10 protein-coding genes, 2 pseudogenes and 1 other annotated feature are annotated in these 16,164 nt (G+C 39.8%); of the genes and pseudogenes, 7 read left to right on the top strand and 5 right to left on the bottom strand.

Annotated features, from left to right (window positions below; genetic code table 11):
• Positions 1-241: 241 nt before the first annotated feature.
• The 3 genes from MHH87_RS13010 to MHH87_RS13000 are packed head-to-tail and all read right to left on the bottom strand — an operon-like array spanning position 242 to position 2,705.
• On the bottom strand, positions 242-1,402 hold the full coding sequence (locus MHH87_RS13010) for an acetoin utilization protein AcuC (protein ID WP_340749729.1): 1,161 nt from the start codon (positions 1,400-1,402) through the stop codon (positions 242-244).
• Positions 1,399-2,046, bottom strand: a complete 648-nt coding sequence (locus MHH87_RS13005) for an acetoin utilization AcuB family protein (RefSeq protein WP_340749728.1) — start codon at positions 2,044-2,046, stop codon at positions 1,399-1,401. The genes MHH87_RS13010 and MHH87_RS13005 overlap by 4 nt, the downstream gene beginning before the upstream one ends.
• A 26-nt stretch (positions 2,047-2,072) precedes the next feature.
• On the bottom strand, positions 2,073-2,705 hold the full coding sequence (locus MHH87_RS13000) for a GNAT family N-acetyltransferase (protein WP_340749727.1): 633 nt from the start codon (positions 2,703-2,705) through the stop codon (positions 2,073-2,075).
• Between the two features lie 166 nt (positions 2,706-2,871).
• On the opposite strand from MHH87_RS13000, the gene acsA reads away from it, so the two are divergent.
• The 5 genes from acsA (at position 2,872) to MHH87_RS12975 (ending at position 9,263) form a co-directional block, all read left to right on the top strand.
• A complete protein-coding gene (gene acsA, locus MHH87_RS12995; protein WP_445683095.1) occupies positions 2,872-4,599 on the top strand; it encodes an acetate--CoA ligase in 1,728 nt (575 codons plus the stop codon).
• A 511-nt stretch (positions 4,600-5,110) separates the two neighbouring features.
• Positions 5,111-6,145 (top strand): N-acetyl-gamma-glutamyl-phosphate reductase, encoded by a 1,035-nt coding sequence (gene argC / locus MHH87_RS12990; protein WP_340749726.1) that lies wholly within the window; start codon positions 5,111-5,113, stop codon positions 6,143-6,145.
• A gap of 22 nt (positions 6,146-6,167) precedes the next feature.
• A complete protein-coding gene (gene argJ, locus MHH87_RS12985; RefSeq protein WP_340749725.1) occupies positions 6,168-7,391 on the top strand; it encodes a bifunctional ornithine acetyltransferase/N-acetylglutamate synthase in 1,224 nt (407 codons plus the stop codon).
• A complete protein-coding gene (gene argB / locus MHH87_RS12980; protein WP_340749724.1) occupies positions 7,354-8,130 on the top strand; it encodes an acetylglutamate kinase in 777 nt (258 codons plus the stop codon). Before argJ ends, argB begins: the two co-directional genes overlap by 38 nt.
• Positions 8,127-9,263 carry an acetylornithine transaminase gene (locus MHH87_RS12975; protein WP_340749723.1) on the top strand — a complete coding sequence of 379 codons (1,137 nt, stop codon included), beginning with the start codon at positions 8,127-8,129 and terminating at the stop codon, positions 9,261-9,263. Before argB ends, MHH87_RS12975 begins: the two co-directional genes overlap by 4 nt.
• Positions 9,264-9,416: 153 nt before the next feature.
• Here MHH87_RS12975 and MHH87_RS12970 read toward each other — a convergent pair whose 3' ends face one another.
• Complete coding sequence (locus MHH87_RS12970) at positions 9,417-12,254, bottom strand: transglycosylase domain-containing protein (protein WP_340749722.1); 2,838 nt, start codon at positions 12,252-12,254, stop codon at positions 9,417-9,419.
• Positions 12,255-12,357: 103 nt separating this feature from the next.
• Positions 12,358-12,556: a binding site (T-box leader), on the top strand.
• A gap of 249 nt (positions 12,557-12,805) precedes the next feature.
• Here MHH87_RS12970 and tyrS point away from each other — a divergent pair.
• Positions 12,806-14,080, top strand: a complete 1,275-nt coding sequence (gene tyrS / locus MHH87_RS12965) for a tyrosine--tRNA ligase (RefSeq protein ID WP_340749721.1) — start codon at positions 12,806-12,808, stop codon at positions 14,078-14,080.
• Between the two features lie 56 nt (positions 14,081-14,136).
• On the opposite strand, the pseudogene MHH87_RS12960 reads toward tyrS, so the two are convergent.
• Positions 14,137-14,526 (bottom strand): annotated as a pseudogene (locus MHH87_RS12960) (GntR family transcriptional regulator).
• A gap of 247 nt (positions 14,527-14,773) precedes the next feature.
• On the opposite strand from MHH87_RS12960, the pseudogene MHH87_RS12955 reads away from it, so the two are divergent.
• Positions 14,774-16,092, top strand: a pseudogene (locus MHH87_RS12955) (gluconate:H+ symporter).
• Positions 16,093-16,164: the final 72 nt, after the last annotated feature.

Raw genomic sequence — 16,164 nt, 5'->3', positions numbered from 1 at the left:
TGGGTTGTCTAACTCTTTTTATGGCCAAACAAGCTTTGCATTACTTTACAACTTTTCGAGAAGATGGACATTAAGATTACTTATCAAATCAATCGTAAGCCTTTGACGGATTCAAACGCAAAAAGTTATTTACAATAAACGAGGGAATATTTAGAAGATGCGCCTCCCGAAATACCTCGATTATTCCTCAAAATAAAAAGGGAGATGGCTCACAAAATATGAACCATCTCCATCCTTTTTCTTATCGTTTTTCATTGCGGACCATATGTAATGCCTTTGCGAGCATTTGGGCATTCTTTTCTTGAATCTCGGCCTTCCGAGGAATGGGCTCGTATAATGGATGTGGATCTTCCCATGTTGGAATGAACGGAACAGGTGACTCTGGCTGCCAGCGATCGAGCCATGCTTGTGGTAGTGGTCCACTTGGTAATTCCTGATCATTCATTTCAAGCCAAACCATTGACCATGCACGAGGCACAACACGCCATATATCATAGCCACCCCCACCAACAGCAATCCAACGTCCATTGCAATATTCATGGGCCAATTTGTGGGCTAATTTAGGGATTTCTTTGTAAATATTCATCGTACCGTATAAATGTGTGAGCGGATCAAAGTAATGTGCATCGGCTCCATTTTGTGTTAACACGACATCTGGCTTGAAAAATTCGAATACTTCGCGCATTGATTGCTCGTACACCTCAAGGAAGCTTTCATCCTCTGTGAAGGCATCAATGGGAAAGTTAAATGAAGTACCATACCCTTCACCGTTGCCGCGTTCGGTAATATTTCCCGTACCTGGAAACAGGTAACGGCCGGTTTCGTGAATTGAGAGTGTACATACATTTGGGTCATCATAAAATGTCCATTGTACACCGTCACCGTGATGCGCATCTGTATCAACATAAAGCACGCGCATGCCGTATTTTTCTTGAATATAGCGAATGGCTACGCTGCTGTCATTATATATGCAGAAGCCAGAAGCGCGGCCACGGAAACCATGATGTAGTCCGCCACCTAAATTAAGGGCATGTTTAGCTTTTCCTTGCATAACTTGATCTACTGCCTGCAAAGTACCCCCAACAAGCAGGGCACTCGCCTCGTGCATATTTTCAAACATCGGCGTATCTTCTGTACCGATGCCATATGCTTCCCCTTGCTGATTTGTTAATTCGCCGCGACCAGCTCGTTTGACAATCTCGATGTATTGCGGATCATGAGCAAGCGCAATTTCTTCGTCAGTGGCCATACGTGCAGGAATAATATGTTCATCATCAAGCGCGCCAATATTTTTTAATAAATCCATCGTTAATATAAGTCGTTTATGGTTAAACGGATGAGAATCTGAAAATTTGTATCCAAGCTGATCCGGTGAATAAATGAAGACTGCATTTTTTGTCATAAAGTAATTCCGGGAAGATTTGGCCACAACACATCAAAGCCTTGTGCACGCAAATCTTTAATAATAGCTAGCGGATTAATCACTTGCAGTCGGATACTTAAAATACGATTCTCTTTATTCTCGGAGTCTGGATAGATTAGTACACTTAATACATTTGCCTTATGATTATTGAAAATTTTCGTCACATCGAATAGGACGCCTGAACGGTCAGTTACACGAATATCGATTTTTGATCCAGGTTTATGAGCACCTGTTAGTTCGATATATGTATATAATAAGTCCGTCGTCGTAACAATACCGATCAGTTCACCACCAGAAACAATTGGGAGGCAGCTTATTTTTGCATCATAAAAGGTAAGAGCTACGTCCCCCACAAAATCAAGCGGATGACCAACAATCGGATTTTTCACCATAATATCGTCAATTGGCGCATCATAAATCGTAGAATTTGGCTCCTCGCGTAAGCAGGACGGCAACGCATTTTTAATATCATGCTCCGTTACAATTCCAACTACTTCATTATTGCCATTCACGATTGGCAAGTGCCGTATTTTTTTCTCACGCATAATACGTACAGCATCACGTACAGTGTTTTCTGGCAGTAACGTGTGTACATCCGTTTTCATAATTTCTTCAACAATCATTCATACAATCCCCTTTGTCATAAGAATTAATACATGAAGCGATCTCTGAAGCGGAGTTTGTCAAAACGCTCCATTGTGTCTGCTTCGACTCGTTTGCCAATTCGAGCCATGAGGCAGTTTGCTGGATGGGACGTAATTTCAGGGTCATCGGTTGCAAAGTATCTAAACCCTGCAGAGCTCATCATACGCTCCATCATCTTACGGTAATCCCATACGTTTAACCCGGTACCCTTCAAATCCCAATGCCAATAATATTCAGTTGTAATGACTAAATAATCTTCCATTTCATCGTCCATAAAGGACACATTAAGCATTTGTTTTCCGGAGCCTGTACCGCGGAAGGCAGGTATGACTTCAATAGCACCAAGCTCAATCATGTTATCAATACGATCCTCGGCCCAGCGCTCTAACGGGTCCGGATATAAATAAGTTACATAGCCAACTACTATATCGCCTTGGCGAATAATAATAATACGGCCTTCTTCTAACTTGGCGATTTCTACGAGCGCTACTTTTTGTTGCTCAGAAGGTCGGAAAGCAACTAGGTTTTCATGCAATGTATATTGCGCTAGTTCCTCAGAGCCAATAGGACCTTCTACAAAAACAGTACCATGTTTTGTTTCCATTTCAACACTATTAAAAGTTTTTATATGTCTCATTCTTACACCACCCGAATATGATATTTCCATTATACAAGATTTTATGCGAAAAAACGCTTAATTTTGCTTAAAATAACTAAATTGTAAAAAAATTAAAAATATTTTGCTAATGTTAATTTATTTATTGTAAAATGAATTTATGTTTTATTGAGAAAGGGGTAATTTCATGGGGATGAAGACATTAGAGAAATTAGCTGCACTTCCAGGGGAACATAGCCTTAAAAGCTATGAGGAAACAGCTGCGAATCATGATTGGAAAGAGACAGAAAAAGAATTTTCGTGGTATGAGACAGGGAAGGTAAATATAGCGTACGAAGCTATTGATCGCCATACTGAAACATTCCGCAAAAACAAAGTGGCGCTATATTATAATGATGGTGTGCGCAAAGAAGCGTATTCATTTAATGACATGAAAATGATGACGAATAAAGCAGCAAATGTGTTAAAAGGTACGACAAATATGAAGAAAGGTGATCGTATGTTTGTTTTTATGCCACGTTCACCCGAATTATATTTTTCACTTCTTGGTGCTTTAAAAATGGGCGTTATCGTTGGACCATTATTTGAAGCATTTATGGAAGGCGCGATATATGACCGTCTATCAGATAGTGAGGCTGTAGCAATTGTTACTACACCTTCATTACTTAACCGTGTGCCGTTAGAAAAATTGCCACATTTAAAAACTGTTTTTCTTGTAGGGGATGACATTGAAGAAACAGAGAAAATTGTTGATTTCAACAAACAGATGGCAACTGCATCTAGTCATTTTGATATTGAATGGGTAGATAAGGAAGATGGAATGCTTCTCCATTACACATCGGGCTCTACAGGTACACCAAAAGGGGTATTGCATGTCCATTATGCAATGGTACAGCAATATCAAACAGCTCAGTGGGTACTTGATCTAAAAGAACAGGATATTTACTGGTGTACGGCAGATCCGGGTTGGGTAACGGGAACTGCGTATGGTATTTTTGGTCCTTGGCTGAATGGTGTAACGAACTTAATATTAGGCGGTCGTTTCAGTCCTCAAGCTTGGTATGGTGCGATTCAAGATTATCGTGTAACGGTTTGGTACAGTGCCCCGACAGCTTTCCGCATGTTAATGGGTGCAGGACCGAATATTTTAGAAAACTATGATCTATCATCATTACGTCATGTATTATCGGTTGGGGAACCGTTGAATCCGGAAGTTATTCGTTGGGGAATGGACGAGCTTAATCACCGTATTCATGATACGTGGTGGATGACAGAAACGGGTGGCCATATGATTTGTAACTACCCAAGTTTGGATATTAAACCAGGATCAATGGGTAAACCGGTTCCAGGCATATTCGCTACAATTGTAGATGATTCAGGGAATGTAGTGCCGCCTTATACAATGGGGAACTTAGCCATTCAACGTGGTTGGCCAGCAATGATGCGCCAAATTTGGGGTAACCCGGAACGCTATGAATCTTACTTCTTAAAGGGTGAATGGTATGTCTCTGGTGACTCCGCTTATATGGATGATGAAGGCTACTTCTTTTTCCAAGGTCGCGTTGACGATGTAATTATGACAGCGGGTGAGCGTGTTGGACCATTTGAAGTAGAAAGCAAACTACTAGAGCATCCAGATGTAATTGAGGCGGGTGTTATCGGTAAGCCAGACCCGGTACGCGGAGAAATTATTAAAGCCTTCGTATCTTTACGTGAAGGTGTGCAGCCTACAGAAGCTTTAGAAGCGGATATTAAAGAATTCGTGAAAAAAGGCTTATCTGCACATGCAGCACCTCGCGAAATTGAATTCAAAGAAAAGTTACCGAAGACGCGTAGTGGTAAAATCATGCGCCGCGTGTTAAAGGCGTGGGAGTTAAATCTTCCAGCAGGTGACCTATCAACAATGGAAGACTAATTGTTTTCTATATTATGTTTGGAAGTTATATTTAAATAATTCATAGCTTTTTATAGAAGATAGGTAAAGTTAATGTTTATGCAATGAAATTAATAAAATATAGTGGACGGCAAAATCTAAGAGTTAATAGATTTTGCCGATTTTTCTTTTAACGCATAAAGAAAATGTTAAATTTGTTTCGAAAAACTTGTCGATTTTTAATGAAATTTTTATTTTTATGTATAAATATGTTAGTAGCGAAACGTATTGTACCAAGGTCAGCATCATGTTGACCATTGGCTCGGTTGTATTAGTCAATAAAACAATTGTTCCGATTAATAATGCCTAAATATTTAATATTCGGAATATTGATATATTATATAAAAATACAGTTGACTATATAAATATACAGAACTATACTATTTTTATCTTGTTTTTTAAAAAAGGATGGCTTTGGTAAAAAAATAAATAAGGACTGCATCTCGCTCTTTTTTGAATGAGGTGTTAATTTCTAATTTTTGGGGTGAGTGGAGTGAAAGTTGGAATTATTGGTGCTACTGGGTACGGTGGCTTAGAGTTAATACGTTTTTTGCATAATCATAAAGAAGTAGAAAACATCGCACTATTTACGTCATCAGAGGAAGGTACAGTTTTTTCAGCGAGGTTTCCGCATTTAGTTGATTTATATGATCAACCGCTGAAAAAAATTGATTATGATGTCTTAGCGCAATATGACGTTGTATTTGCTAGCACGCCTTCAGGGGTTTCGAGCAGTCTTTTTCCTCCGCTATTAGGTACAGGGCCGAAGCTGATCGATTTATCGGGGGATTTTAGGTTAAAGGATTTAGCATGTTACAAGGATTGGTATAAAAAAGTGCCTGCACCAGCAGAAGCAGTGGCAGAGAGTGTATACGGCTTAACTGAGTGGAACGAAAAAGATATTGAGGGTGCGAAATTAATTGCAAACCCTGGGTGCTATCCTACCGCTGTTCTATTATCGCTTCTTCCATTAATAAAAGAGAAATTAATTGATCCGAGCTTCCTTATCATTGATGCGAAAAGTGGGATTTCCGGCGCGGGAAATAAACCTTCTCAAAGTTCACATTACAGTGAAGCAAATGAATCATTGTCAATTTATAAAATTAATGAACATCAGCATATACCAGAAATTGAACAAGCGATTTTGATGTTTGCCGGTGTTGACACAAAAATCTCATTCAATACACATTTAGTGCCGATGACGCGGGGCATTTTAGCAACTTCTTACGCGCAGGTAACGGCAGGTGTAACACAGCAGCAATTAACGAATTGTTTACAAGAAACCTACGCAATTCATCCATTTGTACGGGTGATCGAACAGGCTGACGCAGTGGGAACAAATCGCGTAAAAGGATCGAACTATTGTGATATTCACGTGAAGCTTGATGAACGCACGAACCGCGCAACGATTATTGGAGTAATTGATAATTTAGTAAAAGGCGCGGCAGGTCAGGCGATTCAAAATATGAACGTTCAAATGAATTTACCGCAGACGACAGGCTTACAAGTCGTACCATACTTTATTTAAGGATTAAGGGGAGGAATAATTCATGACATCAACAATTGAGATGAAAAAACTAGCGAGCAAAAATATCGTATCACCAAAAGGCTTTTCAGCAGCAGGTGTACATTGCGGGATTAAACATAAGAAAAAGGATTTAGCGATTCTTTTTAGTGAAGTACCTGCAAGTGTAGCTGGTGTCTTTACGACAAATGCCGTGCAAGCAGCACCAATAAAGGTAACGAAGGAAGTAGTTTATAACACCGGGAAGATGCAAGCAATTATCGTCAACTCGGGTAATGCCAACGCGTGCACAGGCAAGCAAGGTGTTGCAGATGCTTATGAAATGCAAGGTTTAGCGGCAGAAAAATTAGGCATTGATGCACAACTTATTGGCGTTGCTTCAACAGGTGTAATTGGTGAAATTATGAACATGGAGCCGATAAAAAATGGGGTAGCAATGCTTGCACCAAATGCAAAATTAGAGAGTGGCATTGATTTCTCACAGGCTATTATGACAACAGATAAAGTAATGAAAAGTACAACATACGCAACTATAATTGACGGCAAGGAAGTATTAGTATCAGGTACAGCAAAAGGCTCCGGTATGATCGAGCCAAATATGGCAACAATGCTGGGCTTTATTACAACGGATGCGAATATTGAATCTAGCGAACTACAAAAAGCATTGTCAGAAATTACAAATCTAACGTTTAATGCAATCACTGTTGACGGTGATACATCAACAAATGACACTGTTATTGTGATGGCAAACGGTTTAGCTGGCAACGCAACGTTAACACCCGCACATCCAGATTGGGAAAACTTCTATACAGCTTTACGTCTTGTATCAGAAGACTTAGCAAAATTAATCGCTCGTGATGGCGAAGGCGCAACAAAGTTAATTGAGGTAGAAGTAGAAGGGGCAATTTCGGATGAAGAAGCACGTAAAATTGCGAAAACAGTCGTAGGTTCGCCACTTGTGAAAACAGCTGTATTTGGTTGTGATGCAAACTGGGGACGTATTATTTGTGCGATTGGCTATAGTGGTGCAACCGTAGATCCAGAAAAAATTACAATTAAAATCGGTGGCGCAACAATGGTTAAAAACGGGGAGCCGACTAAGTTCTCTGAAGAGGAATTGATTGAAATTTTAAAAATGCATGAAGTAAAAATTTATGTGTCACTCGGAGTTGGCGGAGGGCACGGCTTTGCATGGGGGTGTGATTTAACTTATGACTACGTTCAAATCAACGCATCATACCGCTCATAAAATTGTCATTAAATTAGGTGGAAGTACGCTAGAAGGCTTAAACGAAGCCTTCTTTCGTAACTTCAAAGCCTTACAGGATCAAGGTTACCAAGTTATTATTACACATGGTGGTGGTCCTGCCATTAACAGAGAGCTTGCTAAGCAAAGCGTTGAATCTCATACGCTAAACGGCATCCGTGTCACAAGTGCTAAGGCAATTGGCATTGTACAATCAACACTAATTGGTAAAGTAAATCCGGCACTTGTGCATGGACTTAATGCTGCGGGAATTACAGCAGTAGGTTTAAACGGTTTTGACGGAGAGCTACTACAAAGTGAATTTTTAGATGAGTCAACATACGGATATGTTGGCGAAGTAAAACGCGTTAACACGAAGCTAATTGACTCATTTACTGCAGCAGGGATCGTACCGGTCATCGCTTGTATCGGTGCCACACAAGAGGGTCAGGCATTAAATATTAACGGTGATACTGTAGCGAGTGAAGTAGCATTAGCGGTCGGTGCAGAAAGCTTACTACTTGTAACAGACGTTGCCGGTATTCGCATTGAAGATATATACCAAACAGCAGTAACGCCTGCATTAATTGGTCAGTGGATTGAAGATGGGCATATTTACGGTGGGATGATTCCGAAAGTACAGGGGGCACTGGCTTGTTTGAACGCAGGAATCCCTTCCGTTCAAATCGTCAATGATACATTAACCGGAACGACTATTCTAAGTGAGGAGCTAGTAAAATGAGTGCATTATTTCAAAACTACGCAAGACGACCAATTAGCATAGTAGAAGGGAAGGGGACAATCGTTCATGATTCAACGGGCAAACGCTATTTAGATTTTACGAGCGGTATAGCGGTTTGTAGCTTAGGCCATGCCCACCCTGCCCTTGTTAGTGCCATTCAAGCTCAAAGTGAAAAGCTATGGCATGTTAGCAACTTGTTTGAAAGCCCAGATCAAGAAAAATTGGCAGAAACTTTAGTGAAAGATACACATTTGTCCCATGCGTTTTTCTGTAATAGCGGCGCCGAGGCGAATGAAGCAGCGATTAAAATTGCGCGGAAGCATACAGGTAAACACCATATTCTTGTCTTCGAGCAATCATTCCATGGACGTACATTTGGTGCAATGTCTGCAACAGGTCAAGATAAAGTGCGCAATGGCTTCGGTCCATTAGTAAGTAAATTTACAACATTGCCTTTTAATGATGTAGAAGCGTTAAAGGCGACAATTGATGATTCAGTAGCGGCAATTATGTTAGAGCTTATTCAAGGAGAGGGCGGTGTCAATGCGGTAACGCCTGAATTTGCAGAAGCGATTCAAGAAATTTGCAATGAGAACGATATTTTACTAATTGTCGATGAAGTGCAAACGGGTATTGGACGTACTGGAACACGTTTTGCTTATGAACAAACCGTGTTAAAGCCGAATATCGTTTCGATGGCAAAAGGACTTGGTGGAGGCTTTCCAATCGGCGGAATTTTAGGAACTGCGGAGTTATTTGAAACATTTAATGCAGGAACGCACGGCACGACATTTGGTGGTAATCCACTAGGGGTGGCAGTCGCGCAAACGGTATTAGATAATGTATTTCAACCAGAATTTTTAGCAAATGTACAACAGAAATCCAAATACCTTGTTAAAAAGCTAAAAGAGGCGTTCCCTGGAGAGCAATATACAATTCAAGGTAAAGGCTTAATGCTAGGTTTAAGTCTAGGCGGAGAAGATGTAGCGCCGTATGTAGGCAAACTAGATCAAGCGGGCTTACTAACAGTAGCAGCTGGTCCAACAGTGATTCGTCTTTTACCCCCACTAACAGTAAGTGAAGCAGAAATTGATGAAGCTGTAGCAATTTTGAAATCTACTATATTAGAGTAATAGAAGAGATGTGGCAGCACGATTGCCACATTTTTTTTCTTTGCCGGCAACATGAAAAGCGCCTTATTCGTATGTTTTTAAACGAATAAGGCGCTTGTTTTTCGGTAGTTAAGTCAATATAACTTGCTTAACAACATATTAATAAACATCATCTCAAGGTTCATAAGTTTCTATTTCATCTTCAATCTCATCAGTTTCTTCAATTTCTTCCGTAATCTCGGGTTCTTCGATTGGCTTATCCTCTGGTTGTATCAACGATTCACCTACTTCATTTGAATAGCCAGATTCTAATCCTGTAATATCAACCGCAACAACCACGTAGCGTGTACCGACAGTAATAGGAATGCGACGACCTTCGTATGTTTTCAGTGTGGAAACGAGTGTTCGCCCTTCATCGCTTATACGATATACGCGATAACCAATTACATCATTTGATGGGGATTTAGACCAAGTTAACATATTGCCTTCAAGTACTGTTACAACAGCTCCAGGCGGCAAATTATCTGCCTTAAACGTTGCACCTGCTACAACACTATTGTTAGAACTGTAAGGTAATAATTTTGAAGCATTTCCGCCTAATCTGCCTAACATACGGTCCATGAATGCTTTATTCAGGCCGTAGCCTTTTCTTTCAACAAATTCTGCTGGTGTTGAAGGAAGGGCGGCATAGTTCCGGTCGCCTACTACGACTGACGTAGATGAAATAAAGCTATCATCCCGCTCAGTTGGTAAAAATACAAGCTTATTGAATAAATCAGTACGTACTAGACCAGCTGCTGAACATGTCCCAGAAGGTGCAAGTCCAGAAATACCACAAAATGATGCGGAAACAACATTTTCAGGCTGCTTAAAGCTATCTTTTGTACCGACAAGCTTGGGATTCATCTCGTACATTTTGTTCATAAGAGTAGCCCAAAGCATGTTGACGCGCGTGCTTGGTTGATAGTACGTATTATTGAATGCATAAAGTGAACGCGGCTGATCATAACCAAGCCATACTCCGAGTGAAATGTTCGGATTATAACCGACTAACCAAACGTCCTTATAATCTTGTGTTGTACCAGTTTTTGCAGCAAAATCAGATGAGAATTTTAATAAACTTTTTGCACGTGTTGCAGTACCATCCGTTAGGACATCACGTAGCATATCTGTCATGAGATAGGCCGTTTCTGGAGAAAATACTTCAACAGGCTGTACTTTATGTTCATAAATGATATTGCCATCTAAATCTTCAATTTTTTCAATCATGTACGCATCAACAAAATTTCCGCCATTTGCAAAGGTTGTATAGGCATTTGTGTTTTCCTCAACTGTTGCTCCATGCGTTATTCCACCAATTGTTGTCGATAAGTTGGTGTAATCGACGTCTGTTAGTCTAGAGAAGCCCATTTTTTCAAGGAATGTAGCTGGTCTCCGGTCTAAAATTGAATCATAAAGACGTAACGCTGTTAAGTTTTGGGAAGAAGCAAGTGCCTCGCGTGCTGGGATTAGCCCAAGCTCTTGTGATTCAATATAGTTAGACGGGCTATAATTGTCATAGCTACGAGTGAATTTCACGTCAACAACGGGACTACCCGCACCGATTATGCCGTATTCAAGTGCAGGTCCGTATGCAAGTAATGGCTTCATTGTTGAACCGTTTGAACGATATGCTCCGGTTGCATGGTTCAGTGCTTCAAGTTTATGATCGCGACCACCAACAAAGCTTAAAATTTTTCCTGTAGTGTTTTCAATCATAATACTGCCGACTTGAACAGGAACTTGTACTTCTTTTTCCTCTCCTGTTTCGCTATCAACTTCTTTTTTTGTATACGTATGACCATAATACTGGAAGTTTTGTGCAGCCTCTTGCATACCGTCATACATTTCTTTATTAATCGTAGAATAAATTCGGTATCCTTTTGAGCGAACGTCACGATCCGCTAAAATGATATATTTGTCATAGAGATTTGATTCCTCTTGTAGACGCTGCGGATCAATCCCGTCTTCTTCAGCTAATAACTCAGCGATTATAATTTTTGCTCGCGTTTCCAGCTCCGTTGTTAACCAAGGATACTTATCTTCAGGGCGGTCCTCAGGCTCACTGAAATCTTGTGTAATATCATAATTTACAGCAAATTCATATTGTGCCTCTGTAATATAGCCAGCTTCCTTCATTCGGAAAAGCACGGTTTTCATACGATCAATCCCGGGTTGAATTGCTTCTGCACTTTTTAACACACCTTTATTTGTAAAAGGTGTGTATTTATAAGGTGCTTGCGGTATACCAGCTATATAAGCGGCTTGAGGCAATGTCAGCTCGGACGCCTTGACCCCGAAAATTCCCTCTGCGGCTGTCACAATGCCGGCAATATTACGACCAGATGCATTTCGACCATAAGGAATAATGTTTAAATAGGCTTCTAAAATTTCTTCTTTTGACATGAATTTCTCCACGCGAAGCGCAAGTAAAATTTCCTTGGCCTTCCTTTCGTAGGAAACTTCATTCGTTAAAATTTGATTTTTAATTAATTGTTGAGTTAAAGTAGAGCCGCCTGTTTGAGTAGCAGAGTTTGTTACATCCTGTAGTAATCCACGAAGTACCGCTTTTGGCACGATGCCCTTATGCTCGCGGAAATATTCATCTTCTGTTGCGAGTACAGCATTCACGACCATTGGTGAAACAGATGTTAAAGACGTTTCGCGACGATCTAAATCCGTTCTAAGTTTACCAATGTAAATATTGTCAGCAAAGTAAATTTCGCTTGTTTCTTCGTAATTGAAAATTTGCTCACGCATTTCTGCTTTCGTTCGAAGTGGTTCGTCTTTAACGAGAGAAGCAAAATAACCTGCTCCAGCAGCGCCTATAAAAATGACAGTTGCAGTTAATGATATTGTAAATAAAAGCGCCAAATTCCAAATAACGCCCCCGGTAATTCTTACTGTTCGCATCCATTTAGAAGATGCGAGTGATTCGATTTTTTCGTTAAATTTTTCGAGCCATTGTTTCACTTCATCAACCTCCTAAAATCTTGTCTATTATAGCACATTTCGTTATAAATCGAACATATATATTGACATAATATAGAAAACGAGTACAATTAGCATTATAGTTTTTTGAGCAATGAAAAGATTGAAGTAGTGATTACATTCCCTGAGGTAGAGAGCTAGCGGCCGGTGAAAGCTAGACATAATGTAATTATGAATTACGTTCTTGGAGCTCGAACGTGTCGTCGCGATAAGACGCTTAAGTGGAAGATCTCGAATCTTCAAGCCGGGTGGTACCGCGTTAAAGTGTTAATAACGTCCCTGCATGCAAATTATTTGCGTGTAGGGGCTTTTTTGTGGGTAAAAAAGTATAGCTTTCCCATCCACATAAGTAAGGACATCAACTCGTCCTATTTTGTGCGAGTTGTGTCTTTCTAATTTTGGCTTTGTTAAATTTCATTGTTGATAAATATGGAAGAGATAATCATGCACTCTTACTGAAAAATCAACAGTCGCTTTTAACAGCGTGTTTATTATCAGGGGAAATATATAAAAACATTTAGGAGGAAAAAATTATGACAAACGCATTATTAGAAGATTTAGCTTGGCGCGGTCTGTTATACCAACAAACAGACGCGGAAGGCATGGAAAAATTATTAAACGAACAGTCGGTATCGTTATACTGTGGTGTTGACCCAACAGCCGATTCAATGCATATCGGTCATATTGTTCCATTACTTACACTTCGTCGTTTCCAAAAAGCTGGTCACAAACCGGTACTATTAGTGGGCGGAGCAACAGGTATGGTGGGTGATCCATCTGGTCGTTCAGAAGAGCGTCAATTGCAAACAGTAGAGCAAATCGACAAAAACGTACAAGGGCTTAAGAAGCAATTTGAGCGTCTGTTTGATTTTGGTAGTGATGCAGCAAACACTGCATCACTTGTAAACAACTATGATTGGATTGGCAAAATGAGCTTGATTGAATTCCTACGTGATTATGGGAAATTAGTCAATGTAAACTACCTACTAGGAAAAGACACAATTGCATCGCGCCTTGATACAGGGATTTCATTTACTGAGTTCACGTACACAATTATTCAAGGAATTGACTTCAATCACTTATACGACAACCATAATGTTCGCATTCAAGTGGGTGGTTCGGATCAATGGGGCAATATTACAACTGGTCTTGAAGTAATTCGTAAAACACATGAAGAAGAAGCAAAAGCATTCGGTATTACAATTCCGCTTGTAACAAAAGCGGACGGTACAAAATTTGGTAAATCCGCTAGTGGCGCAGTATGGTTAGACGCTCAGAAAACATCTCCGTACGAGTTCTACCAATTTTGGATTAACGCTGCAGACGCAGATGTTATTAAGTATTTAAAAATCTTCACATTCTTAACGCGTGAAGAAATCGAAGCGTTAGAAGTAGGCGTGCAAGAAGAAGCACATTTACGTAAAGCACAAAAAGCTTTAGCAGAAGAAATGACGCGCTTAATTCACGGTGAAGAAGGCTTAGAGCAAGCAATACGTATTACGGCTGCTTTATTCTCAGGTGATCTTAAAGCCCTTTCAGTAGAAGAAATGAAAGTAGCCTTTGCAGGTGTTCCTTCAGTAGAAGTTGCAAAAGAAGATAAAAATATCGTGGAATTAATTGTAGAAGCAGGTATTTCTTCATCAAAACGTCAAGCCCGTGAAGATGTAACGAATGGTGCTATTTCAATTAACGGCGAAAAAATAACGGATCTTGAATATGTAGTAAATAGCAAAGACCGCTTAGAAGACGCCTTTACAATCGTTCGCCGCGGTAAGAAAAAATATCATATGGTAAAATTTTTAGGATAATTCATTCTTTTGTTAAAAGCACCGTAACTGTCGACAGTTACGGTGCTTTTTTTCATTTACATATTAAATCGATTTAAACAAAACTCTAAATCTTTTTGTAAATGTTCAATCATTAGTTGTTCCGCTTTTTCGTCATTGTGCTCAGCAATTGCATTACAAATAGCGGCATGTTCTTCAATTAAATGGGGTCTTTTTTCATGGACAACTGTTTTCCGGAACAAATAAATAATGGACTACATTTTATCGATAATATCGATTATTACTGGATTATTTGTTTCTTGTACGATGATTTCGTGAAACTGCTGATTGGCATGCATAATTTCATCAACGGAACCCACACGACCAATTTCTACACACTCTTTTAACCTTAGTAGAGCTTCCTCGGTAATATAGTTAGCGCAATACTGTGCAGCATAGCCCTCTAGTAATAAACGAACTTTAAAAATATGTCTTAGATCGCTAGTGGCAACGGCTCATTTACATACGCTGTTTCAACATGAGCAACAAAAAAAGGCGCATCTTTCTACAGTGATGGCTTCGATGCAACAATCAATAGAACCAGTAATTACGAAGTTTGTTCGTTTATTAATGGGCTCTAAATCGTAAAAAGCATCATTACCGTAGTTTAAATCTATAAAAAGTGGAATGCCAATTTGTAATTGGCATTCCGATAAAAAAGAAAGAGGTTCAGTTATGCCAATCGTTTCAATCTGTATAGGAGTTATTCTTCTATTAGTATTTATGATGGGATTAAAGTTAAACGCTTTCATTTCTCTGATTATTGCATCACTAAGCGTAGGGATTTTAGAAGGGATGTCGCCCGCAGCTGCGATGACTTCAGTTCAAAATGGTTTAGGTTCTTCACTAGGAAATTTAACAATGGTTATTATCTTTGGAGCCGTATTAGGTAAATTAATGACTGATTTGGGCGGTGCGCAACGTATTGCGATGACACTACTTAACGCATTTGGCCATAAACGCGTTCAATTTGCCGCTGTTCTTACTGCCTCAGTCGTAGGAATCGCGTTATTCTTCGAAACAGGTGTCGTAGTATTAATTCCTTTAGTATTCACAATCGCAGCAGCAGCGGGAGTACCGATTCTTTATATTGGAATGCCAGTAATCGCAGCGCTTATTACAATGCATGGATTCGTTCCTCCGCACCCTGGTCCAACAGCGGTTGCAGGTGTGTTCAATGCCAATATTGGTGAAACATTAATTTGGGGAATCATTATCGCGATTCCAGCGATTATTATTGGTGGACCATTATTCACGAAGTTATTTAAAAAAGAAGAATTAGAAGTTGAAATTTCAAAAGGTTTATTCAACCCAAAACATTTTGAAGATCATGAAATGCCAGGTTTTGTTACAAGTTTATTTACTGCTATTGTGCCGGTTATTTTAATTGCTCTAAAAGCAGCTGTAGAAATCATTGCACCGGATTCAGCCATTCGACCTACAACAGACTTTTTAGGAACAGCGAGTACCGCACTCTTAATTTCAGTAATTATTGCGATGTTTACATTCGGTATTAACCGCGGTTTTAAAATGAAAGAGATTATGAACTCCTTTTCAGAAGCAGGAGCAGGAATTGCGTTAATTTTATTAATCATTGCTGGTGGTGGAGCATTTAAACAAGTGCTAATTGATAGCGGTATTGATAAATACATTGCAGATATTATTACAGGCTCGACATTATCGCCAATCATTTTAACTTGGGTAATCGCCGCAGTATTACGTGTTGCCTTAGGTTCTGCGACAGTGGCTGGTATGACAGCAGCGGGGATTGCAGCGCCATTAGTGGCCGCTACAGGTGCAAGCCCAGAGTTAATGACATTGGCAGCTGGTGCGGGGAGTGTCGGCTTCTCGCACGTGAATGATGCAGGGTTCTGGATTTATAAAGAGTACTTCAATCTATCAATCGGTAAAACATTTAAAACCTGGACTGTGATGACAACGATTATTTCGATTGTTGGCTTAGCAGGCGTATAGTTTTAGATTTATTTATTTAAAAGAGTTATGACAACAAAAGGCATGAGCTTAGCGGAATAGTGCTAAGCTCATGCCTTTTGTTCTTTTATATT

Source organism: Solibacillus sp. FSL H8-0538 (genome assembly GCF_038003525.1).
Lineage (GTDB): Bacteria > Bacillota > Bacilli > Bacillales_A > Planococcaceae > JBBOPI01.
This window is presented reverse-complemented; position numbering and strand designations above follow the sequence as displayed.